General features: G+C 44.1%; 23 protein-coding genes and 1 other annotated feature. All 23 genes read right to left on the reverse strand.

What is annotated here, in order from left to right; genetic code table 11:
- Positions 1-116 precede the first annotated feature (116 nt).
- Positions 117-749 carry an orotate phosphoribosyltransferase gene (pyrE, locus tag ACFVAD_RS07385; RefSeq protein WP_386637632.1) on the reverse strand — a complete coding sequence of 211 codons (633 nt, stop codon included), beginning with the start codon at positions 747-749 and terminating at the stop codon, positions 117-119.
- Positions 746-1,462, reverse strand: a complete 717-nt coding sequence (gene pyrF / locus ACFVAD_RS07390; protein ID WP_386637634.1) for an orotidine-5'-phosphate decarboxylase — start codon at positions 1,460-1,462, stop codon at positions 746-748. The genes pyrE and pyrF overlap by 4 nt, the downstream gene beginning before the upstream one ends.
- Entirely contained in the window at positions 1,434-2,375 is a 942-nt protein-coding gene (locus tag ACFVAD_RS07395; protein ID WP_386637637.1) for a dihydroorotate dehydrogenase, read from the reverse strand. The genes pyrF and ACFVAD_RS07395 overlap by 29 nt, the downstream gene beginning before the upstream one ends.
- The gene (locus ACFVAD_RS07400; RefSeq protein ID WP_386637639.1) at positions 2,372-3,148 is read right to left on the reverse strand and encodes a dihydroorotate dehydrogenase electron transfer subunit; all 777 of its coding nucleotides are present in this window, start codon (positions 3,146-3,148) and stop codon (positions 2,372-2,374) included. Before ACFVAD_RS07400 ends, ACFVAD_RS07395 begins: the two co-directional genes overlap by 4 nt.
- Positions 3,148-6,363 (reverse strand): carbamoyl-phosphate synthase large subunit, encoded by a 3,216-nt coding sequence (gene carB / locus ACFVAD_RS07405; RefSeq protein ID WP_386637641.1) that lies wholly within the window; start codon positions 6,361-6,363, stop codon positions 3,148-3,150. Before carB ends, ACFVAD_RS07400 begins: the two co-directional genes overlap by 1 nt.
- The gene (locus ACFVAD_RS07410) at positions 6,348-7,445 is read right to left on the reverse strand and encodes a carbamoyl phosphate synthase small subunit (protein WP_386637643.1); all 1,098 of its coding nucleotides are present in this window, start codon (positions 7,443-7,445) and stop codon (positions 6,348-6,350) included. The genes carB and ACFVAD_RS07410 overlap by 16 nt, the downstream gene beginning before the upstream one ends.
- Positions 7,442-8,731: a dihydroorotase gene (locus ACFVAD_RS07415; protein ID WP_386637645.1), complete on the reverse strand. Its 1,290-nt coding sequence runs from the start codon at positions 8,729-8,731 to the stop codon at positions 7,442-7,444. Before ACFVAD_RS07415 ends, ACFVAD_RS07410 begins: the two co-directional genes overlap by 4 nt.
- Complete coding sequence (locus ACFVAD_RS07420; RefSeq protein ID WP_386637647.1) at positions 8,697-9,623, reverse strand: aspartate carbamoyltransferase catalytic subunit; 927 nt, start codon at positions 9,621-9,623, stop codon at positions 8,697-8,699. Before ACFVAD_RS07420 ends, ACFVAD_RS07415 begins: the two co-directional genes overlap by 35 nt.
- Before the next feature lie 168 nt (positions 9,624-9,791).
- Positions 9,792-11,099: a solute carrier family 23 protein gene (locus tag ACFVAD_RS07425; protein ID WP_386637650.1), complete on the reverse strand. Its 1,308-nt coding sequence runs from the start codon at positions 11,097-11,099 to the stop codon at positions 9,792-9,794.
- Positions 11,100-11,251: 152 nt separating this feature from the next.
- A complete protein-coding gene (gene pyrR / locus ACFVAD_RS07430; protein WP_386637652.1) occupies positions 11,252-11,794 on the reverse strand; it encodes a bifunctional pyr operon transcriptional regulator/uracil phosphoribosyltransferase PyrR in 543 nt (180 codons plus the stop codon).
- Positions 11,795-12,001: 207 nt separating this feature from the next.
- Positions 12,002-12,916, reverse strand: coding sequence for an RluA family pseudouridine synthase (locus tag ACFVAD_RS07435; protein WP_386637654.1), 915 nt, complete (start codon positions 12,914-12,916; stop codon positions 12,002-12,004).
- A complete protein-coding gene (gene lspA, locus ACFVAD_RS07440) occupies positions 12,916-13,383 on the reverse strand; it encodes a signal peptidase II (RefSeq protein ID WP_386637656.1) in 468 nt (155 codons plus the stop codon). The genes ACFVAD_RS07435 and lspA overlap by 1 nt, the downstream gene beginning before the upstream one ends.
- A 1,375-nt stretch (positions 13,384-14,758) precedes the next feature.
- On the reverse strand, positions 14,759-17,527 hold the full coding sequence (gene ileS / locus ACFVAD_RS07445) for an isoleucine--tRNA ligase (RefSeq protein WP_386637659.1): 2,769 nt from the start codon (positions 17,525-17,527) through the stop codon (positions 14,759-14,761).
- 55 nt (positions 17,528-17,582) lie between these two features.
- Positions 17,583-17,809: a binding site (T-box leader), on the reverse strand.
- 89 nt (positions 17,810-17,898) lie between these two features.
- Positions 17,899-18,399 carry a DivIVA domain-containing protein gene (locus ACFVAD_RS07450; protein ID WP_204413513.1) on the reverse strand — a complete coding sequence of 167 codons (501 nt, stop codon included), beginning with the start codon at positions 18,397-18,399 and terminating at the stop codon, positions 17,899-17,901.
- A 79-nt stretch (positions 18,400-18,478) separates the two neighbouring features.
- The gene (locus ACFVAD_RS07455; RefSeq protein ID WP_386637662.1) at positions 18,479-19,252 is read right to left on the reverse strand and encodes a YlmH family RNA-binding protein; all 774 of its coding nucleotides are present in this window, start codon (positions 19,250-19,252) and stop codon (positions 18,479-18,481) included.
- 75 nt (positions 19,253-19,327) lie between these two features.
- Positions 19,328-19,597: a YggT family protein gene (locus ACFVAD_RS07460; RefSeq protein ID WP_386637664.1), complete on the reverse strand. Its 270-nt coding sequence runs from the start codon at positions 19,595-19,597 to the stop codon at positions 19,328-19,330.
- A 6-nt stretch (positions 19,598-19,603) separates the two neighbouring features.
- A complete protein-coding gene (locus ACFVAD_RS07465; protein ID WP_386637666.1) occupies positions 19,604-20,062 on the reverse strand; it encodes a cell division protein SepF in 459 nt (152 codons plus the stop codon).
- 16 nt (positions 20,063-20,078) lie between these two features.
- Entirely contained in the window at positions 20,079-20,768 is a 690-nt protein-coding gene (locus tag ACFVAD_RS07470) for a YggS family pyridoxal phosphate-dependent enzyme (RefSeq protein ID WP_386637668.1), read from the reverse strand.
- A complete protein-coding gene (gene pgeF, locus ACFVAD_RS07475; protein WP_386637670.1) occupies positions 20,761-21,597 on the reverse strand; it encodes a peptidoglycan editing factor PgeF in 837 nt (278 codons plus the stop codon). The genes ACFVAD_RS07470 and pgeF overlap by 8 nt, the downstream gene beginning before the upstream one ends.
- Positions 21,598-21,704: 107 nt before the next feature.
- Positions 21,705-21,965 carry a YlmC/YmxH family sporulation protein gene (locus tag ACFVAD_RS07480; RefSeq protein WP_386637672.1) on the reverse strand — a complete coding sequence of 87 codons (261 nt, stop codon included), beginning with the start codon at positions 21,963-21,965 and terminating at the stop codon, positions 21,705-21,707.
- A 693-nt stretch (positions 21,966-22,658) separates the two neighbouring features.
- The gene (gene sigG, locus ACFVAD_RS07485) at positions 22,659-23,438 is read right to left on the reverse strand and encodes an RNA polymerase sporulation sigma factor SigG (RefSeq protein WP_204413496.1); all 780 of its coding nucleotides are present in this window, start codon (positions 23,436-23,438) and stop codon (positions 22,659-22,661) included.
- A 141-nt stretch (positions 23,439-23,579) separates the two neighbouring features.
- Positions 23,580-24,299: an RNA polymerase sporulation sigma factor SigE gene (gene sigE, locus ACFVAD_RS07490; protein ID WP_386637675.1), complete on the reverse strand. Its 720-nt coding sequence runs from the start codon at positions 24,297-24,299 to the stop codon at positions 23,580-23,582.
- A 91-nt stretch (positions 24,300-24,390) separates the two neighbouring features.
- Positions 24,391-25,323 (reverse strand): sigma-E processing peptidase SpoIIGA, encoded by a 933-nt coding sequence (spoIIGA, locus tag ACFVAD_RS07495; RefSeq protein ID WP_386637677.1) that lies wholly within the window; start codon positions 25,321-25,323, stop codon positions 24,391-24,393.
- Positions 25,324-25,525 lie beyond the last annotated feature (202 nt).

Consider the following 25,525-nt stretch of genomic DNA (forward strand, 5'->3'; position numbering starts at 1 on the left):
CAATTCTACTTATTTCGCAATGTATTTCACTCTTTTTCACACTTTTACAGCAAACATTCTTAACATGAGAGTCGAAATCCTCTTTCACCAACATCAGCACAATTAGACCTATCCAATTAAAACCTCATCCACGTCTCACTTGTCGGATTCTCGAGCCATTTCCCGAGCTTCAATCGGTCTGACTCCTGCAGATAGCCTTTATCAATTGCGACATTCATCAGTGTCTGATAATCACAGATTGCGTCCGCTTGAATCTGATGGGTAGTCAGATTATCCTTTGCCACTTCCAGCCCATATGTAAAGATTGCCACGACTCCCAGCACTTCACAGCCGGCCTCCCGCAACGCTTCTACCGCATTGATGGAACTGCCTCCAGTGGATATGAGATCCTCCACTACGACCACCTTCTGGCCATCCTGAACCCTGCCTTCAATCTGCTTTCCTTTTCCATGCTCCTTCGGCTTGCTTCTGACATAGCACATCGGAAGGTTCAGCTTTTCGCTCACAAAGGCTGCATGAGGAATACCCGCTGTTGCGGTCCCTGCAATTACATCCGCTTCAGGATACTTTGCTTTTACAAGCTCTGCTAAAGATGTCGCAATATTATTTCTCACATCAGGATAGGAAATGGTTAACCGATTATCACAATAGATGGGTGATTTAATCCCGGATGACCATATGAATGGATCACTCGGCTGGAAAAAGACCGCTTTTATTCTTAGAAGATCCTCTGCTACTGTTATATTCATATTGTCTCCGCTCCTTGCCATTGATGTAGAATCTTTTGATATGCCTGTTTCGGGTCTGCTGCTCTTGTGATGCTTCTTCCCACTACTATCTCTGTGGCACCAAGCTTCCATGCATCCGACGGTGTTACGATTCTGCTTTGATCGGCTTTATCATCGTCTTTCATGCGGATGCCGGGGGTCACTTTTTTGAAGGTGCTTCCAAGCTTCTGTGTTAATAAAGGCGCTTCGAGTGAGGAACAGACCACACCATCCAAACCGCTCTCCATCGCGTTCGTTGCATAATGTAGCACAACATCATTAAGAGGCCGCTCTATCAGGAGTTCCTCTCTCATTCTTGCCTCGGATGTACTGGTCAGCTGCGTCACGGCGATTAGTGCCGGCCTACCATTTGAACCGCAACCTTCTCCTAGACCTTCCAATGCTGCACGCATCATTTCTATTCCGCCGGCTGCATGCACATTTGTCATTGTTACACCTAGTTTGGCCAATCCACGCATTGCATGATGGACAGTATGTGGAATATCATGAAGCTTCAAATCCAGGAATATGGCATGTCCCTGATCCTGTAGAAGCCTGATGATGTCAGGTCCCTCCTGATAGAATAACTCCATCCCCACTTTGACATATAGCTGTTCATCTTTGAAATTGGCAAGGAACGCTGATACCTCTTCCCTGTCCGGAAAATCAAGCGCGACTATAAGCGATTTTCGCATGTTGTTTCCAGCTCCTTCCAGCACACTCAGAGATATGGTCAAAACCAAGTTCATGCAGTTTATATGGCAGTTCCTCAATAATCGTAGGGCAAATGAACGGGTCCACGAAATTTGCTGTTCCCACTGCTACTGCACTGGCGCCTGCGAAAAAGTATTCCAGGACGTCATCAGCTGACTGAACGCCTCCCATTCCGATTATCGGAATCGTCACCTTCTGACTCACTTCATGGATCATACGAATGGCAACAGGTTTGATAGCCGGTCCCGATAAACCTCCGGAACCATTTGCCAAAATGGGCCGCCCGGTCTTCAGGTCGATGCGCATCCCAAGCAGTGTGTTAATCATCGTTAAGCCGTCCGCACCGGCTTTCTCAATCGCCATTGCAATGTCCACAATATTGGAGACGTTTGGTGACAGCTTGACATACACAGGCACTTCAGAAACTTCTTTAACAGCCTTCGTCACTTCAAATGCGACTGCAGGATCTGTACCAAACGCAATTCCGCCAGTCTTTACATTCGGACACGAGATGTTCAGCTCCAGGGCATGAACATTTGGAGCCTTCGAGATCTCTTTGGCAACCCATACATAGTCTTCAATCTTTGAACCTGCTACATTCGCAATAATTGGGACGTCATAGTTTGCCAGAAATGGCAGCTCCTCTGATAGAACCTTCTCCAATCCCGGGTTTTGCAGACCGATTGCATTCAGCATTCCTGCATTGGTTTCTGCGACCCTGGGAGTGGGATTTCCAAACCTTGGTTCAAGCGTCGTGGCTTTAATCATGATTGCTCCTAAAAGGTTTAGATCATACAGCTTTGCATATTCTCTACCAAAGCCGAAGCAGCCCGATGCAGGCATGATCGGATTTTTCAAGTCCAGTCCTGGCATTTTGACAGTTAGACAATTCATAATACAACCTCCCTTGCACGGAATACTGGTCCATCTGTACATACTTTTTTATAGGAATATCCATTCGGATCATTCTGGAGGTGACAGACGCATGCGAAGCAGGCACCTATTCCACAACCCATCCTTTCTTCCAAGGATAAGTACACATTGCCCTCAGGATAGAGGTTTTCCAGAGCTTTCAACATAGGAGTCGGTCCACATGAATACAGTGTGTGAAAGCTAGGCGTGATTTCTTCCAGAACGTTTGTGACAAAGCCCTGTGTTCCATAAGATCCATCTACCGTAGCGATATAGGTGTCCCCGAAATATGCAAAGTCATTTTTATAAAAAACATCTTCCTTTGATTGAAAACCTAGGACATGAGTCGTTCGAACCCCATTCCGGTTTAATTGCTTTGTCAGTTCAAGGAGTGGGGGCACCCCGATGCCTCCACCGACAATCAGGGCATGATCTCCTCTTTGCAATTCATGCAGCGGAAATCCGTTACCGAGTGGCCCTAGCACATCTACAAGATCTCCTGGCAGTTTCTTCGCTAAAAGCATGGTGCCTTTTCCCTCAGCCCGATAAGTAATTTTACATTGCTGCTTAACATCATCGATGCAGGCGATGCTGATCGGTCTTCTAAGAAGCGGATCAAGCCCTTCGCCTACACGGATATGAACGAACTGTCCAGGAGAACTCATCAAATCGACGAGCTCCCCTTCGAGTGTCATTTCGTAAATATTACGTGCAATGTTCTTTTGAGAGATTACATTCATCCATGCTTTTTTCATTAACTGTACACCGCCTCATTTTCTTTGCTTTCCAATGCTTCAATGGATTCGATCGAGAAAGTCATAGATTCCAATACTCTAAGAATAGCCTTAGCCGTATCCAGGGAGGTTAAGCATGGAATGCCATTTTCTACTGATTCCCTTCGAATTCTGAATCCGTCACGTGCAGGCTGTTTCCCTTTTGTCAGCGTGTTAATGACAAACTGTGCCTGGCCTTTCCTGATTACATCGATCAGATTCGGTGATTCCCCGCCAATCTTGTTCACTACCGTTACCGGAATGTTCTCTTCCCCGAAAAATCCAGCTGTACCTGCTGTGGCCAGGATCTTATAGCCGATTCTATGGAACCTTTTTGCAAGCTGCAACGCTTCCTCTTTATCTTTATCCGCAATGGTGAACAGCACGGATCCGTAAGTTTTTATGGAAATTCCAGATGCGACAAGCCCTTTATACAGTGCTTTTTCGAGAGTAATGTCTTTCCCCATCACTTCCCCGGTGGACTTCATTTCAGGTCCAAGAGTGATATCGACATTTCTTAGTTTCGCAAAAGAAAAGACTGGGACTTTTACGAATACTCCCTTCGTTTCAGGTTGCAGGCCGGACCCATACCCTTGTGTTGCCAAGCTACACCCTAGGATGATTTTGGTTGCCACCTTCGCCATTGGTACATGCGTGATTTTACTTAAGAATGGCACGGTACGGCTTGATCTTGGATTAACTTCGATGACGTATACTTCATTCTTGTAGATGACAAATTGAATGTTCAGCAATCCGATAATGTTTAAGCCTTTTGCCAATCTGGTTGTATAGTCGATAATCTGATCCTTGATATCTTGACTTAGTGTCTGCGGCGGATAGACCGCTATGGAGTCTCCGGAGTGCACTCCAGCCCGCTCAATATGCTCCATGATTCCTGGGATGAATACGTCCTTGCCATCCGAAATCGCATCTACCTCTATTTCTTTTCCAATCATGTATTTATCAATTAATACCGGGTGTTCAGGATTAATTTTGACTGCGTTTTTCATATAATGAAGCAGCTCTTCGGACTTATAGACAATCTCCATTGCACGGCCACCTAGTACATAGGATGGTCGGACAAGGACCGGATAGCCTATCGATTCCGCAATTTCAACCGCCTCTGGAATCGAGATGGCCGTTTTGCCCTTTGGCTGTGGGATACCAAGGCTTGTTAAGGTCTGTTCAAACTTATCGCGGTTCTCTGCCCGGTCCAGATCCTCCAGAGTGGTACCAAGGATCTTCACGCCTCTTGCTTCAAGTTCCGCTGCAAGGTTGATTGCTGTCTGACCACCAAACTGTACGACTACCCCTTTTGGTTTTTCCAGATTGATTATGTTCATCACATCTTCAATCGTCAGGGGTTCAAAATATAGCTTGTCAGAGATACTGAAATCCGTTGAAACTGTTTCCGGGTTGTTGTTGATGATGATCGCCTCATAGCCAGCCTCTTTGATTGCCCATACGGAATGGACGGTTGCATAGTCAAACTCGATTCCCTGGCCGATCCTGATTGGGCCAGACCCCAGCACCACAATGCTTTCCTTTTCCGTTACAATGGACTCGTTCTCCTCTTCATATGTTCCGTAATAGTATGGCGTACCGGATTCGAACTCTGCAGCACATGTATCGACCATTTTATAGACTGGTGCAATATCTTCCTGCAAGCGAAGCTCGTAGATGTCCCTTTCGCTTGTGGCCCATAATTTTGCAATAGTCTCATCACTGAAGCCCATTTCCTTTGCTTCAATCAGAGTGGAAAGACATCCTTTGTTACTTGTGATAAACTCTTCCATTGCCAGGATCTTGTGCAATTTCTGCAGAAAGAACAGATCTATTTCACACCATTCATGGATGGTTTGGATGGAAACTCCTCGGCGTATTGCTTCTGCGATGTAGAATAATCTTTCATCCCCTGCTTTTCTGATGCGTTTTTCCACCAGTTCGTCAGAGAACCCTTCGCTTGCTTCGAGCTCCAGGTAACTGATATTGGACTCAAGAGAACGGACCGCTTTTAAAATCGATTCTTCAAAAGAGCGTCCGATTGCCATCACTTCGCCTGTAGCCTTCATCTGGGTACCCAGTCTGCGATTGGCAGATTCAAATTTATCAAAAGGGAATCTTGGAATCTTCGTTACAATATAATCCAATGCCGGCTCAAAGCAAGCATATGTTTTTCCCGTTACAGGGTTCATCATTTCATCAAGCGTCAGACCCACCGCAATTTTTGCAGCCAGTTTCGCAATCGGGTAACCAGTCGCCTTGGAGGCTAATGCTGATGAGCGGCTTACCCTTGGATTTACTTCAATGATGTAATAGTTGAAGCTATGAGGGTCTAGTGCCAGCTGAACGTTGCAGCCACCTTCAATTTCCAAGGCACGGATTATTTTCAAGGACACATTGCGCAAGAGCTGATATTCTCTGTCGCTTAAAGTCTGACTCGGTGCCACTACGATCGAATCGCCTGTGTGCACGCCAACCGGATCGATGTTTTCCATGTTGCAGACAACAATTGCGTTGTCATTGCAGTCGCGCATCACTTCGTACTCGATTTCCTTGAATCCGGCGATGCTTTTCTCTAATAGGCATTGTGTCACCGGACTATTCTTCAGGCCGCTTGTCACAATTTCATCTAATTCTTCCTTATCGTTGCAGATCCCCCCGCCTGTTCCCCCGAGCGTATAAGCAGGTCTTACAATGACTGGATAACCGACCCTATCCACGAATTGGTATGCTTCGTTGAGGTTTGTGATAATGTCACTGTCTGGAACCGGCTCACCCAGTTCATTCATCAGTGTCCGGAAAAGGTCGCGATCTTCCGCTTTTTGGATGGCGGAAAGCTTTGTTCCTAGAATCTGGACATTACATTCCTCCAGTACACCTGCTTCTGCTAGTTCCACTGCCAAGTTAAGTCCTGTTTGCCCGCCAAGCGTCGGAAGAAGTGCATCCGGACGTTCCTTGCGGATAATCCGGCTGACAAATTCCACTGTAAGGGGCTCCATGTACACTTTATCCGCCATTTCCTGGTCCGTCATGATGGTGGCAGGATTGGAGTTTACTAGAATAACTCGGTAGCCTTCTTCTCTTAAAGCGATACAAGCTTGTGTACCTGCATAGTCAAATTCTGCTGCTTGACCGATTACGATTGGGCCGGACCCGATTACTAGGATTGTTTGAATGTCTAAACGTTTTGGCATGCTAGTTCCCCCTTCTTCGCTTCCTTGATGAGTTCCATGAATTGATCGAACAGATAATTGGCATCCTCAGGACCAGGGCTTGCCTCGGGATGATACTGTACAGTGAATACTGGATAATCTTTATGCTTCACACCTTCAACGGTGCCATCGTTTAATGCTATATGTGTCACTTCAAGTCGCGTATTGGCAATTGACACTTCCGTTACTGTGTAACCATGGTTCTGGGAGGTGAGTGCAACCTTGCCTGTACGAAGATCCTTGACAGGATGGTTCGACCCTCTATGACCGAATTTCATTTTTTCCGTATCTGCACCGCTTGCCAAAGCAAACAACTGGTGGCCAAGGCATATCCCGAAGACAGGTACCTTTCCGAACAGGCCTTGTATCATGGTAATTGCTTCTGGAACATCCTTTGGATCCCCAGGTCCGTTTGACAGCATGACGCCATCCGGGCTTAACCTCATGATCTCTTCCGCTGTAATATTGTAAGGTACCACAACTACATCACAGCCCCGTTTGTTCAATTCGCGCAGTATTCCATGCTTCATTCCGAAGTCTACTAGCACGACCCTGTAGCCGCGTCCTGGACTTGGATAGGCTGTTTTTGTGGAAACCTGCTCCACCTGATTGGTTGCAAGTGTCGTCGCCCGGAGCTTTTCGATCACTTCGTCACGGTCCACATCAAGTCCGCAAAGCGCACCCTTCAGCGTTCCGTATTGGCGGATGATACGAGTCAGTTTTCTTGTATCAATCCCTGCGATACCCGGTATATCCTTCGCTTTGAAAAATTCGTCCAAAGTCCATTGGTTACGGAAGTTGGATGGATAATCGCTCACCTCTTTAACAATGAAGCCATGGATGGCAGGGTGGATGGATTCAAAATCATCACGATTGATTCCGTAGTTGCCCACCAGTGGATAAGTCAAAGTCACAAGCTGGCCGCAATAGGAGGGATCGGATAAGATTTCCTGATATCCTGTCATGCCCGTATTAAAAACCACTTCGCCAATAGAGTCCTTTTCGCTGCCAAAGGCCTTTCCTATAAAGAAAGTGCCATCTTCCAAGATTAGTTGTCGATTCATACTTGAACACTACCTTTCTGCCAAACTAGTTTTCCATCTACTATTGTCATTACTGGCCAGCCTTTACACTCCCACCCGGCAAAAGGAGTGTTTTTTCCTTTAGACAGGAAGCTGTCCGGATCGATTGCTGCTGACCTGTCCATTTCAATGATGGTCAGGTCAGCAGGTGAACCTGCCTCCAATTTTCCGTAAGGAAGCTGGAATACTTCTGCAGGCTTTACAGTCAACCAATCAAGAAGTTGTTTTAGAGTGAACATGCCTTTTTCTACAAAATTTGTGTACAGCAAAGGAAAAGCTGTTTCCAGTCCGACTATGCCGAATGGTGCTTTTTCCATTCCCTCGGCTTTTTCTTCTGCTGTATGCGGTGCATGGTCTGTAGCAATGAAATCGATGGTCCCATCCATCAGACCTTCAATCAGTGCCTCTTGATCCTGGTTTCCTCTTAATGGAGGATTCATTTTGAAGTTGGAATCAAGACCAGGAATATCCTCCTCGGAAAGAAGCAGATGATGAGGACTTACCTCGGCTGTTACATTAATTCCTGCTTTTTTGGCATCTCGTACCACTCGTACCGATTCTTTTGTGCTGATATGGCACACATGATAGTGACAGCCAGCCGCTTCTGCAAGAAGAATATCCCTTGCGATATGCACGGATTCACAAACGGAAGGAATACCGTTCAGTCCATGTTCCTTTGAGAATTTCCCTTCATGTACCGCACCCTTGTTAATCAGTGTGTTTTCTTCACAGTGCGCCACAATCGCCATGTTCAGCGATGCTGCTTTTTTCATGGCTGCAAGCATTTTGGATGCATCCTGTACTCCTACTCCGTCATCGGTAAAAGCAAATGCACCAGATCTCTTCAATTCTTCAAAGTTGGTAAGCTCTTCCCCAAGCTGTCTTGTCGTGATGCAAGCGTATGGAAGCACCCGTACATTTGCCGTTTCTGCTATTCTTTTGTTCAGCCATTCCAGCCTCTCTTTCGTATCCGGTGTTGGCCTTGTATTTGGCATCGCACAGATTGTTGTATAACCGCCCTTTGCCGCTGCCTTTGTTCCGGTTTCAATCGTTTCCTTCTTTTCGCCGCCCGGTTCTCTCAGATGTACATGCACATCAATGAAACCTGCAGAAACCAGGTTTCCATCAAGCTCTATCACATGTTCTGTCCCAGTTCCTTCAATATAGGAGGAGATGTTCGCTATTTTACCGTTTTGAATCAGGACATCCACCTTTTCCATTTCTCCTTTGGAATTAAGCCATTTCCCATTCTTTAGTAATGTTGTCATGTTTACTTCCTCCTTCAATTTTTGTCAGGGCTCTCTTTAAAACTGCCATTCTCATATACAGGCCATTTTCCATCTGCTTGAAGATTCTTGAACGCTCACATTCTACCAGTTCCGTGGCAATTTCCACTCCGCGGTTTATTGGAGCTGGATGCATGATGATGCTTGTCGATTTCATTCTCTTTTCTCGCTCTAATGTCAATCCGTATTGCTGGTGATACTCATCCACTACGTTTTCTTTGGCTAGGTGCCTTTCATGCTGAATTCTAAGCAGCATGACGACATCACTTGTTTCAATCGCTTCTTCCATTGTGATGTAGGCATCATCATGAAAGCTTTTATCTTTCCATTCCGGTGGTGCGACAAACTTCACTTCCGTGCCCAGTCTTTCCAGCACCTCCGCATTGGAGCGGGCTACCCGGCTATGGCGGATATCTCCGATGATGGTTACTTTCAATCCATGAAAGGTTCCGAATTCCTGATAGATCGTCATCAGATCAAGCAAGGACTGTGTCGGATGGTGCCCACAGCCATCACCACCGTTTATGATTACGGCATCAATAGTATGTAATTGTTCAAAATACGCCTCGGACGGATGTCGGATGACAAGTGCATTCACTCCAAGGGACTGCAGTGTTTTGGCGGTATCATACAAGCTTTCCCCCTTGTTGACACTTGATGTGCCCACTTCAAAAGGTAGTACTTGCAATCCAAGTTTTCTTTCCGCTACTTCAAAGCTGCATTTTGTCCTTGTACTGGATTCATAGAACAGGTTGGCAACGAAAGTCTGCTTTTCAGGGGTCCACTGCTTGCCCTGCTGGAACGAGATCGCTTCTTCTATAAGCTCGAAAATCTCTTCATTTCTTAAATCACCCATTGTACGTAAATGTCTCATTCTCCACCCTCCCATTGATAAAAAAACACCCTGTCCTGGGTAGGAAGGGTGTTTTTGGGCATGCGCAAGTTTACAAGTGATGGATGCAGATACACATCCCAATCCCCTTGTGCCTTTGCTTTTAGCCGTTCACCCTTCTTTAGCCTCTCTGGACTTCCTTTTAAAAGGTTAAGCTACTTTATTTTGCTTTTCATTTGCTTTTTTTCCTGCATTTTGCTCAGGCAGGATCAGGTTCAATGCTACCCCGATGATGGCAGCTAACGCCATGCCTGCAATCTGAAAGTCTTCGATTTTCACAAAAGCTCCCCCGACACCGATGACCGTGATGACGGATGAGATGATCAAGTTTCTATTGATGCTGAAATCCACTTTATTATCAATCAGCATACGCAGACCGCTTGATGCGATGATCCCGAAGAGTAGGATGGAAACGCCTCCCATTACTGCGCTTGGAACCGTACTGATCAATGCCGAGATTTTGCCGATAAATCCGAACAGGATGGCGATGACCGCCGCGCCCCCGATAACGAAGACACTGAACACTCTCGTGATTGCTAGTACTCCGATATTCTCACCGTAAGTTGTATTTGGAGGTCCTCCGATTAAGGAAGCAATCATCGTGGCAACTCCATCTCCAAGGATTGACCTGTGAAGTCCAGGCTTTTCTACAAAGGGTCTCCCCACTACTTTGCTTAATACCATCTGGTGTCCGATATGTTCAGATAGGGTCACAATCGCAACCGGTACCATGATGAACAGGATGGAGAGATTGAAATTTGGTGAATAGCTGACAAAAGGTATCAGGAAGTCTGGTGCTTCAATCCAATTCGCTGCTTTCACTACGCTCAAATCAACCAATCCTGCAAAGTAGGCGGTGATATATCCTCCGACGATCCCGATCAAGATCGGTATGAGACTGAAAATCCCTCTTAAAAAGATGGTACAACCAATTGTTATGGCCAAGGTTGTCAATGCAACCATCAGGTGCTTCACACTATAGATCAATTCCGCTTCAGGTGCCCCTGGATTTTCATACATTGCCATGTCAACCGCCACTCCTGCCAGGCCTAATCCGATAACAATGATGATAGGTCCTACAACTACCGGTGGCAACAACTTCAATATCCATTGATGTCCGAGCTTTTTAATCAGAAGGGCTACAACTCCATATGCAAGTCCAGCCATGAAACTCCCGATCATCGCTGCCCCAGGGCCATGTAACTGCGATACAAGAATGATTGGAGCGATAAAGGCGAATGAGGAACCCAGATAGGCCGGGATTTGTCCTTTTGTAATCAATAGATAGGCGAGCGTCCCCAATCCACTAGACATCAAGGCCACTGCAGGGCTCAATCCTACCAGCATCGGTACTAAAATCGTCGCACCGAACATGGCGAACAGGTGCTGCAAGCTCAGAATCAACCACTTCGGTTTACTTGGTATTTCATGTATGTCTAAAACAGGTTTTTCTCTCATAGGGTAGGACCTCCAATTTTTTTCATAAAAAAACTCTTTGTGCTTTTTGGGGCACAAAGAGGTAGAGAGGTCCCTATAACACCTGCGTAAAAGCGGGTCTAGAGCCAATTTACCCCTTTGCTGCCTCACGGGACTGCTTTTAAAAGGGTCTGTTATTTATCATGTATACTTACTTGATCGTTATTGTCTATTTCAGATAATTCGACGACAATTTTTTCCGAGCTAGCTGTCGGAATGTTCTTTCCAACAAAGTCCGCTCTGATCGGCAGCTCCCGATGACCTCTGTCAACAAGAACAGCGAGCTGGATCTGGGACGGTCTTCCAAAATCCATCAGGGCATCCATCCCTGCACGAACCGTTCTACCAGTGAAAAGCACGTCATCCACCAGAATCACTTTTTTATTAGTGATGGAAACCGGAATATCCGATCCCTTTACCAAAGGCTCATTATCCTGTGTCTTCGTGGTAAGGTCATCGCGATATAGTGTGATATCCAGTTCACCTACCGGAATTTCCTTATCCTCTATTTCATTGATTCTCGAAGCCAATCGTTTGGCAAGATGAATTCCCCTTGTTTTTATTCCAACCAGGACCGAATCATCAACACCTTTGTTGCGTTCAATGATTTCGTGTGCAATGCGGGTCAAGGCTCTTCGAATGGCTTGTTCATCTAAAATTATCGCTTTTTCCGACATTCTAAGCCCTCCTCTTTTATCAGTGTTTTCGTAACGACTCGTACAAAAAACCTCTCACCGTATGATGAGAGGTTTTTGCACACGAAAATAGAGGGATAGTATAGAACACATCCAATTTTCGTATATCCGTTACCTTCTCAGCCTCACGGGACTGTCGTTTAAAGGTCTTATTCGTTTGTTTGATTATCTCAAAATAACTTTAGGCTGTCAACGGTTTTTTAAAACTTTGAGAATATGCTCGAAATCTGCAGGAATCGGTGCCTGAAATTCGATGTATTCGCCTGTACGGGGATGATCGAAACCTAAAACGCCAGCATGCAGGGCCTGGCCTTCAATATCCAATGTCTTTTTTGGTCCATATTTCGGATCACCTGCTAGTGGATAACCGATATATTTCATATGAACACGGATTTGATGCGTTCTGCCCGTTTCAAGCTGGCATTCCACATGCGTGAAATCCTTGAACCGTTCCAGCACTCTAAAATGAGTAACGGCATTTCTGCTGTTTTCATCCGTTACTGTCATCGCTTGACGATCTTTTTTGTCACGGCCGATAGGTGCATCAATCGTTCCGACATCATGGGAGATCACGCCATGGACAATCGCTTCGTATTTTCTGGTCACGGATTTGGCTACAAGCTGATTCACCAATTTTTCGTGAGCAAAATCATTTTTTGCCACCATCAAAAGGCCACTTGTATCCTTATCGATTCGATGCACGATTCCAGGGCGCAAAACTCCGTTAATGCCGGAAAGGTCCTTGCAATGAGCCATAAGTCCGTTAACAAGCGTTCCTGACGCATGGCCAACAGCCGGATGCACTACCATGCCTCTAGGCTTGTTTACGACAATTACATCGGAGTCCTCAAAATAGATATCCAGATCCATTTCTTCAGGAACAACATCCAATGCTTCCGGTTCTGGAATAATTACAGTAATCGTGTCTCCCACGCTGCATTTATAATTCGGTTTCGTTTTTTCGCCATTTACTAGAACATGTCCCTCTTTGATCCATTGCTGAACCTGTGACCTTGACCATTCATCGTGCTGAGTGGAAATCGCCTTGTCGATCCGATCATTCTTCTGTGTTTCATCGATGTGAATCTGTACTGTTTCTTCCATTAATTTGATAGCTCCTTCTCTTTCTTACCTTCCAGTAAGGTTAACACTAAAATTATTCCAACACCAATCACCAATGCAGAATCCGCTACATTAAAGATCGGGAAATCGTACGAGAAAATAAAGGTGTTGATAAAATCTATCACTTCCTGATGAAGCAGGCGATCGATAAAGTTTCCGACAGCGCCTCCAAGCATGAGACTTAAGGCAAACTTCATCCATTTCTGATCATTCGGCAGCTTCTGCAGATAGATGATCAATCCAATCACAACCAGCATGGTAATGATGTAAAAGAAATACATCTGTCCTTGCAGGATTCCCCAGGCAGCTCCCTGGTTGCGATGGGAAGATAAATAAAGAAAGTTTTCGATTATCGGGATATTCTCCCCGAGTTCCATGTATTGTACAACCAGATATTTTGTTACTTGATCCACTATTATGATAAAAAGTGCAATTAAATAATATATCACCAATGGTACCCCCAGCCCTATTATATGTACCTTTGAATTATAGCAAATAAGGGATTGTAAATAAAGCTGGTTGTTGAAGTGACGGGGAATTACTAAAGATGTTGGTCAGGATTGGCGTTTCATTCGGGCTAGGACGTAAATAGTTTTTATGTCGGGCAGTTTCATGATGGTCAGGTTGATGCCTTAGAAACGGAACTCGGTCGGGTTATTCTTAAGTATCTGCCGAACATTGTCACGCAGATCGTTTTATCCTCACGAAACACTTCCCATTCTCACGCAACTCGCTTTTATCCTCACGTTACCCCGTATTATTCTCACGCTTATCTATTTCTCATGAAATTTCCTTTCGCTCGCAATCTACTGTATCCGATTGTGGAAATTCACGAGGTTTATTACCTGATTTTTATAAAAGGCTTTTTTAGTAAAGATTGCTGCTTTAAGCATAGGGAGCTGGACTAAGGATAAAATGTGAACAATAACCCCCTGTTGGCCTCCGTTCCAGGCGTTCCCTTTCCGCAGGGCGGCCTCGGGAGCCTCCTCTGCGCTTTTATGCCTGCGGGGTCTCCCTTGGCACGCTGCCTACCGCAGTACAAGAAAGTCTCCTGCAGCGATACATCGCACGCAGAAAATGCTTGCATTTACAAGGAGTCTGACGCCTTGCACTCCAACCAACAGGGGTGGCTCCAAGTATAATATTTGCCTTCTACATCTCGCTTATGATGGACCTTTTGCCATGCCCAAGGGGTGAAAAGGGCTTTCATCTCGCTTATGATGGACCTTTTACCATGCTCGAGGGGTGAAAGGGGCTGAGTTGGAAAATTGGACTTTGTCTCATCTTTTCATTCAGCGGAGCAATTAATATAGAAAAACTGAGTTGATTGTAACATAGGACACTTGACTCCTTCTGGAGAGTGGAGGGCATGGGAGACCCCACAGGCGAAGACGAGGAGGCTCACATCGGTCCCCGGGGAATTTTGTGTCCCTCGCTGCAGTCATCGGGCTACATTTTATCAATTTAGCAAAAATGAATCCGAAAACAGTCTTATAAAAACCATTGTCTTACATGCATATTTGGTTCAAGTTTACAGGGCTTTTCCAGGGATTAATTTGTCTATCTTCACGTAACTCCCGACTATTCTCACACAGCCCGCTCATATTCTCACGTATCTCTACCTTATTCTCACACAACTCGAATTTATCCTCACGTAACTCCCTATCATTCCCACGCTTCTCTTTTTAACAGGGAAATTCCCCCTCGCTTGCAATCCGATGGCCGCATGAGAACCATTACCCGTATTCACTGTCCCCGCCCACCCCCAATGGACCTAAAAAACAAAAAACTCCGCCAAGCAAAGGCCTGGCGGAGTCAAACATATTAAGCAGTATAATTTTCTTTCACAACTGATGCACAACGCAGACATAGAGACGGATGATCGGAATCCTGTCCTACCTCTGGTGTGACAACCCAGCAACGTTCGCATGTTTCGCCTTCTGCTGGTGCAACGACAATGGCAACATTTTCAAAGCTTTGAGCTTCTGCTGGTGCCTGTTCCTTCGAATCGGAAATTTCAAGTCCTGAAACGATAAACAGCTGCTGTACATTTTCCTCGATTGATTCAAGCAAAGCTTTTGTTTCAGCGTTAGGGTATAACGTGATTTTAGCAGCCAAGGATTTCCCGATTATTTTTTCGTTACGGGCAATCTCAAGGGCCTTAAGAACATCATCACGTAATGTCATAAAGTTATCCCACTTCTCTTCGATTGCAGCAGCATCGTCCACTGACAACACATCAGGCATATCAACCAGCTGTACGCTTTCCTCTTTCACAAATTCAATATGTGACCAAACCTCATCTGCAGTGTGCGGAAGAATTGGTGTAACAAGCTTCGTAAGAGCAAGTAGTGTCTCATAAAGAACTGTTTGGATGGCATGGCGGTCATGCTGGTCTTTTCCTTCGATATAAAGGATATCCTTGGCAAAGTCAAGATAGAATGAGCTCAGTTCAATCGTGCAGAAGTTATGGACTGCATGGTAGATTCCGGCAAACTCATAGTCTTCATAGGACTTTTTCACTTTTGTAATCAGATTGTTCAGCTTTACGACCATATAACGGTCGACTTCACGAAGATCTTTCACCGCAACTGCATCAACCGTCGGATCAAAGTCAGCCAGGTTTCCGAGCAGGAAGCGGAATGTATTACGGATCTTGCGGTACACTTCTGCAACTTGCTTTAAAATGTTATCTGAAACGCGAACATCCGATTGATAGTCAACGGAAGCGACCCAAAGACGAAGAATATCCGCTCCCAATTGGTTCATTACTTTGGAAGGCAATACAACGTTCCCAAGGGATTTACTCATTTTTCGTCCGTCTCCATCAAGAGCAAACCCGTGGCTCAGGATCCCTTTGTAAGGCGCTTTTCCAGTAACTGCCACACCTGTTGTCAAGGAAGAGTTGAACCAGCCGCGATACTGGTCAGAGCCTTCAAGGTAAAGGTCTGCCGGGCGCTGCAAGTCATCTCTTTCCTCAAGAACTGATTGATGGGAAGATCCCGAGTCAAACCAGACATCCATGATGTCCATTTCTTTCGAGAAGGTTCCATTCGGGCTGCCTTCATGTGTGAAGCCCACCGGTAAAAGATCTTTCGCTTCTCTTTCAAACCAGATGTTGGAGCCGTGCTCTCTGAATAGTGCAGATACGTGATCAATCGTTTCATCCGTGATGATTTCCTGGCCATTCTCCGCATAAAATACCGGAATCGGAACCCCCCATGCACGCTGGCGAGAAATACACCAGTCTCCACGGTCGCGAACCATGTTATACAGGCGGGTTTCTCCCCAAGCAGGTACCCATTTCGTTTCCGCAACCGCTTGTAGAAGTTGATCTCTGATTTTATCGATTGATGCAAACCACTGAGCTGTGGCACGGAAGATGGTTGGCTTCTTCGTACGCCAGTCATGTGGATAGGAGTGAGTGATGAAGTTCAGCTTCAGCAATGCTCCGGCTTCCTGAAGTTTTTCCGTGATCGGCTTGTTTGCCTCATCATAGAAAAGACCTTCGAATCCTGGCGCCTCCTCTGTCATATTCCCTCTGGAATCAACCGGACATAGTACATCCAAGCCGTATTTTTTACCGATGACAAAATCATCTTCCCCATGTCCTGGTGCAGTATGAACACATCCTGTACCGGCATCAGTAGTAACATGATCGCCAAGCATTACAAGGGATTCGCGGTCATACAATGGGTGTTTTGCTACGATATGCTCAAGCTCGGCACCTTTCACTGTTTTGACAACATGAGCTGTTTCCCACTCCATTGTCTTGGAAACGGACTCTACAAGCTCAGATGCGATTACATATCTGCTTCCTTCCACTTCCACAACGCTATACTCCAATTCTGGATGTACGGCAATCCCTAGGTTTGCAGGGATCGTCCATGGAGTAGTGGTCCAGATGATAAACTGCTCGTTATCCTCCAATACGCCTTTTCCATCTGCAACTTTGAATGCAACATAGATGGATGGAGAACGCTTATCCTGGTATTCGATTTCCGCTTCCGCAAGTGCAGACTCACTGGAAGGGGACCAATAAACAGGCTTTAATCCTTTATAGATCAGTCCGTTTTTCGCCATATCACCAAATACCTTGATCTGCTGAGCTTCATATTCCGGTTTAAGCGTGATATAAGGGTTGAACCAGTCTCCACGTACACCAAGTCTCATAAACTGTTCACGTTGGCGGTCAACCTGTTCATACGCATATTCTTCACAAAGCTTGCGGAAGTCTGCCACTGACATTTCCTTGCGCTTCACTTTTTTGTTTTTTGTCAAAGCCGTTTCAATAGGAAGTCCATGTGTATCCCAGCCTGGTACATAAGGAGCATGATAGCCGCTCATTGACTTATAGCGGACGATAAAGTCCTTTAATACTTTATTCAGTGCATGACCCATGTGAATGTCGCCATTCGCATATGGAGGTCCGTCATGAAGGACATACATTGGACGTCCTTTGGTGCGCTCCTGTACTTTTTCATAGATCTTCATTTCATCCCAGTTCTGTTGAATCTGTGGTTCGCGGTTAGGTAAATTCCCTCTCATCGGGAAATCGGTTTTTGGCATCAATAACGTATCTTTATACTCCATTGTCTTTCCTCCAACAATCCATTTTATAAAAAAATAAAAAAGTCCCCTCATCCCTAAAAGGGACGAGAGAACTCCCGTGGTACCACCCTAAATTGACTTAGCAAAAAATAAGTCCGCTTTAGTATCCTTAACGTGGATAAACCGATCGAACTTACAGGCAGGCTGCGTTCAGTCCGATACTCCAGGGTGATATTCGCTTCTTCGCTTTTCACGGGCTTCCACCATCCCCGAGTCGCTTGTAAAAGTGTGTGAAGAAACTACTATCCCTTTCAACGTTTTATAAGTATGATAAGTTCACATATATAAATAGCTTATGGTAAAAACGATAATTGTTTCGTTATTATACTGAATATAGCCTTAATTAGTCAAGGTTATACTCTATTTTCTTCTAATTCTTTCTCTTTTTCCTCATATTCCATCAGATGATCCCAATCATCGTTATCGATCAGTTCCAACTGTGCCTCAACCAGCATTTTGAAACGATTGCGGAAAATTTTGGATTGCTTCTTCAATTCGTCAATTTCAACTTGAAGCTTTCTTGATTTTAATAGGGATTCATTAATGATGCGATCCGCGTTTTTTTCTGCTTCTTTAATGATAAGCTTTGCTTCCTTTTGAGCATTACGTCTGACATCTTCTGCAGATTCCTGCGCGATAAGGATGGATTTATTCAGAGTTTCCTCAATTGTGTTGAAGTGGGTCAAGCGACTGTTAAGTTCTTTGACCTTCTCTTCGAAATCCTTCTTTTCACGGATGACCAATTCATAATCTTTGATTACCTGATCCAGAAACTCGTTTACTTCATCTTCATCATAGCCTCTGAAAGCCTTGTTAAACTCTTTATTATGAATATCAAGCGGTGTTAAGGGCATAGATGCCACCTCCATTAAAATCTCTATTATTTATAAACATAATTCGACAGTAGTACGGAAATTCCTTCTGGAAGTTGAATTATTTTTGTTTTCCTACAATAATTCTCCATTTTTCCTTTTTCGTCTTTCCATCAATCGTCAGCAGCTTGCTTCGTCCGAAGCCTCTCGCAGAAAGGATGTCGCCTTCCCTGCATTCGAAGGAAGACTGCTCCACCACTTTCCAATTGACCTTGACCTTTTTTGCTCCAATCAGCAACTGGGCCTTCTGCCTTGAGAGGTTATAGATGGATGCCAGCATGACATCCAAGCGCAGCGAAGCGGCTGTAGTGGAAGCTTCTTCCCAGACGGTTTGAGGGCTTACAAGATTGGAGAGGGGAATATGCTGCAAGGACACTTTCACCCTGCCCACTTCCTGTAGCTGCAATTCCACATACGAACTGACTTCTTCGCCAATGACCAACTGCACTTTCTTGTCGTGGAAATAGATATCCCCAAACTTGCTCCGTTTCAATCCGATTCCCATCAATGAACCAAGAATCTGTCGGTGCTCGATTTGGACAAACTTTTCCGGATAAGAAATATCGTATGCTTTAAGCTGGAAATCTTCTATGCCTGGAGAATAGTAAGAAGGATACAGAAACGCTCTTTTCCTTTCAGCACCCTCTGCACCACCAAAAAGCCGAATCTTGACTTCATCGTTTGCTCCAATAATACTCTGGATGATCTCCTGCTCACGAGGATCAAGAAAATCTGTCAGTTTTGGAGCATACTGCTCATTAACCGTTTCCTTCCATTCAAGAACCTGATCGATAAATTCATGTTCTTCCGGCCGGAAATGCATATAAATACTCATTAGAATCACCATCACATAGGTTACTTCAACTTTACAAAATATAAGTAGGGAACCTTGGTGGTTTCCCTACTTGATTTAAACTAACCCTAACATAATGAAAAGCTGTCTTAGTCCTGCTGATGCAAAACGCAACACCAAAATTGCCACGATCGGGGAAATATCAATCATACCCAGCGGCGGGATGAACCTGCGGAACATTTCCAAATATGGTTCACAGATTCTAGCCAATATCCTTCCAATGGAAGACTCCCTGGCACCTGGGAACCAGGACATGAAAATATAGATGATCAGTGCTATCATATAAAAGCCGACCAGCTGTTGAATTAAATTTAATACTAATCCCATAAACTTCTACCACCTTTTATCGCTAAAGTCGTCCTGCTCCTGGTGCATGATTTCCGAAATGGATCCGGAAACATCCACGTTATCAGGCGTACAAAGAAATATGTTTTGGCCTACACGCTGGATGTCGCCGCCCAAAGCATATACGGTTCCACTTAGAAAATCAACGATTCGCTTTGCCTGATCGTGATCAATCCGTTGGAGATTCACAATGATGGCGCGGCGTCCCTTCAGATGGTCTGCAATATCCTGTGCTTCCGAATAGGACCTGGGCTCAAAAAGAACCACTTTAGAAGAGGAGGATTTTTGCACACTTTGCAAGCTTACCACATTTTGTTTAGGCTGATGCGTAGCGGACCTGGTTTTCCTTGTCTCTTCCACCATTTCCTCTTCATATTCTTCTTGTTCCTTGTATTCATATTCATCCTCTAGAGCAAAAAAGCTTTTGAATTTTGATTTAATTGTCATTCCTTACACCTCCAAGTTATTGTTCGCTCCCGACAAGAGCACTGCCAATTCTAATGAAAGTAGCCCCTTCCTCAATGGCAATCATGTAATCATTGGACATTCCCATGCTAAGCTCCGTGCACGGTGCATAAGATAGATTCATGGCTTTGATATTTTCCTGCAGGTCCTTCAGGTCACGAAAGCATGTTCTTAAAAGCTTTTCATCCTCGGTGTAAGGTGCCATCGTCATTAAGCCAACTAATTCAATATTTGTAAAAGGTGATAAATCCTTCACAAATCCCGCTACTTCTTCCGGCTCAAGTCCATGCTTGGATTCTTCACCGGATACATTTACTTGAATAAAGCATTTTACAGGTTGGGTTGCTCGTTTATGTATTTCTTCCGCCAAAGAAATTCGGTCCAATGAGTGAATATAGGAGACCTTATCAATTATTTTCTTCACTTTCTTTGTTTGCAGGGAACCGATGAAATGCCAGACAGCCTCATTGGACAAGTGATTCCACTTTTCCAACAGCCCTTCGTCCCGGTTCTCCCCAAAATGGACGATTCCACATGATATGGCCTCTTCCGTTCTTTCGACCGATACGTATTTCGTTACTGCCACTACCTTGATCTCATCAGGATTTCTATTGGAACGAAGGCATGCCTGATGAATATTTTCCTTGATAGTAGTCAGATTCAGCTGAACAGAAATGCGCTCATCCATTGTTCTGTACCCCTTTCATCCCAATAAAACTCATCATTCTCCCAGTCTTTCCATTATCTCTCCTATGGGAGAAGAACAGCTTATCATGAGTGCTTGTACAATAGGAGCTACAGCTGATGTTCTCTCTTGGTACTCCCGCAAGCAAAAGCAATTCCAGATTAATCAGTTTAAGATCTAAGCTGTATTGCCCTTGGGAAACCTCTTTATAAACAGTCGGAAAGATTTCTTTTGGCAATATGCCTTTTACTTGGCCAAGAACGTAGTCATCCACAATATAAGCATTTGAGGAGATGGAGGGTCCAATTGCCGCTTGAATCTCATTTGGAAAAACTCCCTCCTCCATCCAACGTTGTACCATTTTGCCACTGATGTCCCGAACGGTCCCCTTCCAGCCTGCATGTGCCAAGCCTATAAGAGAATTATTGGGTGAATGGAAATACAATGGTACGCAATCTGCAAAGCACAAGGTTAGTAGAATATCTTCCTTATCTGTATAAATCCCATCTGTCTTAGGTACCGCTGTATCATAGCTTGTTACCCCTCTACCGATGTATGATTCATTTATTTTTTCAATTTGGGCATCATGCACCTGATCACATCCCACCCAGTTAGAAAGAGGGAAATGAATGGACCGGGCAAGAATTTCTTTGTTCTCTCGTACTGCCTCATCCTGATCGAACACATGCAATCCCATGTTGAAGGAAGTATATGGCCCTTTGCTTACCCCACCTATTTTCGTCGTAAAACCTGCAACAAGTTTGGAGTTGGCCCCTTCCCAATTTGGTATCGACAAATATTGTTCTGATTGTTGAATAAAAGGCTCTCGCATGCTAGACACCCTCTTTGCTTGTTTACACATATTACTTCACATTGTACCACATTTTTCTTCAAAAAAAGAATGAATAAGTCACTTTCGACACGAATTTTCGCCTTTTCCTATTCCTCGTACTTCGTTTCCAAAGAAGTCTGGTACCTGACAAGTATGACATCTGCTCCAATTTTTACGATGTTTCTCCAAGGAATGACAAACTCTTCATCTTTCCCGAAAAAACCTAACATCCTCCCCCCGCCGCTGATTATGATTGCCTCTATTTTCCCATTGGATAGATTAATATCAATATCCCCAATATTCCCAAGCTTCTTTCCGTCCGAAACACTCACAACATCTTTCATCTGGAATTCTGAAATTTTCACCATATCCTTACCTCCATATAATTGCATCATAGTTAAATATATGATTCTGGTCTCAGTATTCATGAAGAGTATTTCAAATTAATCGGCGAAAATTCTTGAAACAAAATAAAAGGTACTTTTCGTAAAGTTTGTTGCTTTAAGAATGGGGCTGGGCTAAAGATAAGATTTGCAAATTAAACACCCTGTTGGTCTCCGTTCCAGGCGTTCCCTTTCCGCGGGCGGCCTCGGGAGCCTCCTCGGTGCTTGCGCACCTGCGGGGTCTCCCTTGACACGCTGCTCCCGCAGGAGTCTCACGCCTTGCACTCCAACCAACAGGGGCGACTAATAGTGAAAAATGTGCCTTACTAAAGCTACAGATATTGCATTTTTTCATTTCAATAGCTAATATAATTTTTTTAAAAGGTCCTAATAGCAAATAATGTTTAACCCGTGAGTTGATTGTAGCTGAGGACACTTGACTCCTGCGGGAGAGTAGAGGCCATGGGAGACCCCGCAGGCGAAGCCGAGGAGGCTCCCATCCGTCCCCGGCGAATCTTGTGTCCCTCGCTGCAATCAACGGGCTAGATTTGATGTGTACAATATAATCTAAATAACACAAATGAGTGCGAGTACAGCCAAATATAAAAACACCGATCCTCTTCGGTGAAAAGAAGGACCGGTGCTTGTTTTATTACGGCATTGTATCACTACATGCATTCAGCTTTGAATATTTTTATTCATCTGTTTGATCGCAGCTTTTTCAAGTCTTGATACTTGTGCTTGCGATATCCCGATTTCATCAGCAACTTCCATTTGCGTTTTCCCTTGAAAAAACCGTTTTCTTAAAATGAGCTTTTCCCTGTCATTGAGGCGTCTCATTCCTTCTTTTAGTGCTATCTCTTCTATCCATTGGATATCTTTGTTCTTTTCGTCACTGATCTGATCCAATACATAAATCGGATCTCCACCATCATTATAAATAGGCTCAAATAAGGACACGGGATCCTGAATAGCATCTAAAGCAAAAACAATCTCCTCATGCGGGACTTCAAGTACTTTTGAAATTTCTTCTGCGGTGGGCTCCCTTGATGTTTCACTCATCAGCCTTTCCCTGACCTGTAAGGCTTTGTAGGCAATATCACGCAATGAGCGGGAAACCCTGATCGGATTATTATCTCGCAGATAGCGCCTTATCTCCCCGATTATCATTGGTACTGCATATGTAGAAAACTTTACATTCTGACCCAGGTCAAAATTATCAATCGACTTCATCAACCCGATGCAGCCTACTTGAAATAAGTCATCTACAAATTCACCACGGTTGTTAAACCGTTGAATAACACTTAGAACAAGCCTTAAATTCCCATTCACGAGCTTTTCTCTTGCAGAAAGTTCTCCGCCTTGCATTTCACGAAATAACTTCCTCATTTCTTCATTCTTCAAAACAGGAAGCTTGGAGGTATCTACTCCGCAGATTTCTACTTTATTACGTGTCATTCTTTCCCCTCCTAACAGGAGTTGCTGTTTCAGAGTTAAGTATCTCCTCCGGAGGGAAAAATATGCACAAGCTATAATCTATCTATTCTGACAAATAAATCCAACCCTTATGAAATCTGGAAAAAATCTCAAATAATTTTTTTAGACCATTTTGTTGAATTCTTTTCGCAGCCGTTTAATGATTCTTTTTTCTAGTCGGGAAATGTAGGACTGCGAAATACCAAGCATATCCGCTACATCCTTTTGCGTTTTTTCCTCGCCGCCAATCAGGCCGAACCGAAGTTCCATGATCTGTTTTTCCCTGTCATTCAATTGCTCCAGAGCTTTTAAAAGCAGCTTCCGATCCACATTTGCCTCTAGATCTTTTGTAATGATATCCTCATCGGTTCCTAGGACGTCCGAAAGCAGCAGCTCGTTTCCATCCCAATCAATATTGAGCGGTTCGTCAAAAGATACCTCAGAACGAACTTTATTGTTACGTCTCAGATACATCAAAATCTCATTTTCAATACATCTCGAAGCATAGGTGGCAAGCTTGATCTTCTTTTCGGGATTAAAAGTATTTACTGCTTTTATAAGGCCGATTGTTCCAATACTGATCAGATCTTCAATATTGATCCCGGTATTCTCGAATTTCCGGGCAATGTATACGACGAGTCTCAGGTTCCTTTCGATAAGGATGGATCGTGCTGCTTGATCTCCAACAGGAAGCTTAACTAATAGAAGAGCCTCCTCTTCTTTCGATAATGGCGGTGGCAATGCTTCGCTTCCACCTATGTAGTATATTTCATCCGTTTTTATCCCCAGCTTAATGAGTAGCTTATACCATAGGTAGGTGATTTTTATTTTTAGCTTTCCCAACTGAATTCCTCCTTCTATTTATGAAGATAATGCGTATTTATATATAGAAAAACTCACAGATAAGTAGACTGATTGTGTAAACAGCCTATGCTCAGGAGACTTGCTCTGCGGCAGTTTCGCCCTGCAGCATTTTCGGATGAAGGATACATGCATAATCCCCTTCTGAGGAAAGTTCCGTTCGTGTCAGCCCTATGAGGAATTTGGTTGTTTCATATTGTTTATTGTCATGCAGAATAATTGCCTTATCCGGTTTAAGTGCCAGCATCAAGGTGGTCTCTTTTCCGACTGCACGATATGGGATGATCCTAATTCTCTCCACCCATTTCGTCTCGTCGGAAAATGTAGGCCAGCCTTGTGTATTCTCGATGGAACTCATGGCATGTACAATTTCTTCTGGTATGATTTCTTGAAGACGGTCCACTTCCACAATCATCACAGGGGTTTTAGTGATGGGGTCCTGGAGCTGATTTCCACTATCAACCAAACCTGATAATACAATCACATCCTCTTCCAGATTAATGGTAATAGCGGCCAATTGATCATAGCGGTATTTTCTGGTTTCAACGGTACTGAACTGTTTTTTCGTAAGGTATAAAAGGATCGGAAATCCAACAAGCACAAACATCCAGGATACAGGGTCACCAAGACCTGTTGTCAAAGTTCGAATCGTATCATTTGCAAATTGATGATCGACCCTCAAAAAATAATGGGTAGCAAACATTCCCCCGCCTACAGCAAAAGTAGTGATGTAGAAAACCACCAGATTTTCTAGAAAAGTACGTGCCCGATGGAAGCCAAAGGTAACGAGAATCATACATACAGAAAAAATTAGTTTTACTGCAACATGGGTCACAATATATTGTAGTGGCGTAAACATTAATACAACAATCACTGATCCAATGAGTGCACCTATCACCATTCTCCAAGTAGCAATCTGACGTTTTAATATGAAGGCGGTCATTCTTAAAAGAAGAAAATCAAAACCAAAGTTCAGGAGCCAGATGGCATCTAAATAAACGGTCAAATTAGTCCCTCATTTATACCTTTTTGTATTTGAAACTAGTATATATTACTGCCTCCCGGAAAGTCTGTCAGTTTATGCCGATAGTAGAATACAATTTTTGAAGGATTTTGGTTCTACGTCAAATGTTGGGGTGAAGTGATTTTTACTTCACCCTTATCCAATATGCGTACCCAATCTTTTATACTTATGTGTTAATAGTATT

The organism is Sutcliffiella sp. NPDC057660 (genome assembly GCF_042800035.1).
Taxonomy (GTDB): Bacteria; Bacillota; Bacilli; order Bacillales; family Bacillaceae_I; genus Sutcliffiella_A.

Excerpts from the sequence above, each read along its gene's own strand:
- pyrE (WP_386637632.1), bottom strand. The coding sequence starts at position 749 with ATGAATATAACAGTAGCAGAGGATCTTCTAAGAATAAAAGCGGTCTTT.
- pyrF (WP_386637634.1), bottom strand. The coding sequence starts at position 1,462 with ATGCGAAAATCGCTTATAGTCGCGCTTGATTTTCCGGACAGGGAAGAG.
- ACFVAD_RS07395 (WP_386637637.1), bottom strand. The coding sequence starts at position 2,375 with ATGAATTGTCTAACTGTCAAAATGCCAGGACTGGACTTGAAAAATCCG.
- ACFVAD_RS07400 (WP_386637639.1), bottom strand. The coding sequence starts at position 3,148 with ATGAAAAAAGCATGGATGAATGTAATCTCTCAAAAGAACATTGCACGT.
- carB (WP_386637641.1), bottom strand. The coding sequence starts at position 6,363 with ATGCCAAAACGTTTAGACATTCAAACAATCCTAGTAATCGGGTCCGGC.
- ACFVAD_RS07410 (WP_386637643.1), bottom strand. The coding sequence starts at position 7,445 with ATGAATCGACAACTAATCTTGGAAGATGGCACTTTCTTTATAGGAAAG.
- ACFVAD_RS07415 (WP_386637645.1), bottom strand. The coding sequence starts at position 8,731 with ATGACAACATTACTAAAGAATGGGAAATGGCTTAATTCCAAAGGAGAA.
- ACFVAD_RS07420 (WP_386637647.1), bottom strand. The coding sequence starts at position 9,623 with ATGAGACATTTACGTACAATGGGTGATTTAAGAAATGAAGAGATTTTC.
- ACFVAD_RS07425 (WP_386637650.1), bottom strand. The coding sequence starts at position 11,099 with ATGAGAGAAAAACCTGTTTTAGACATACATGAAATACCAAGTAAACCG.
- pyrR (WP_386637652.1), bottom strand. The coding sequence starts at position 11,794 with ATGTCGGAAAAAGCGATAATTTTAGATGAACAAGCCATTCGAAGAGCC.
- ACFVAD_RS07435 (WP_386637654.1), bottom strand. The coding sequence starts at position 12,916 with ATGGAAGAAACAGTACAGATTCACATCGATGAAACACAGAAGAATGAT.
- ileS (WP_386637659.1), bottom strand. The coding sequence starts at position 17,527 with ATGGAGTATAAAGATACGTTATTGATGCCAAAAACCGATTTCCCGATG.
- ACFVAD_RS07450 (WP_204413513.1), bottom strand. The coding sequence starts at position 18,399 with ATGCCCTTAACACCGCTTGATATTCATAATAAAGAGTTTAACAAGGCT.
- ACFVAD_RS07455 (WP_386637662.1), bottom strand. The coding sequence starts at position 19,252 with ATGAGTATTTATATGCATTTCCGGCCGGAAGAACATGAATTTATCGAT.
- ACFVAD_RS07460 (WP_386637664.1), bottom strand. The coding sequence starts at position 19,597 with ATGGGATTAGTATTAAATTTAATTCAACAGCTGGTCGGCTTTTATATG.
- ACFVAD_RS07465 (WP_386637666.1), bottom strand. The coding sequence starts at position 20,062 with ATGACAATTAAATCAAAATTCAAAAGCTTTTTTGCTCTAGAGGATGAA.
- ACFVAD_RS07470 (WP_386637668.1), bottom strand. The coding sequence starts at position 20,768 with ATGGATGAGCGCATTTCTGTTCAGCTGAATCTGACTACTATCAAGGAA.
- pgeF (WP_386637670.1), bottom strand. The coding sequence starts at position 21,597 with ATGCGAGAGCCTTTTATTCAACAATCAGAACAATATTTGTCGATACCA.
- ACFVAD_RS07480 (WP_386637672.1), bottom strand. The coding sequence starts at position 21,965 with ATGGTGAAAATTTCAGAATTCCAGATGAAAGATGTTGTGAGTGTTTCG.
- sigG (WP_204413496.1), bottom strand. The coding sequence starts at position 23,438 with ATGACACGTAATAAAGTAGAAATCTGCGGAGTAGATACCTCCAAGCTT.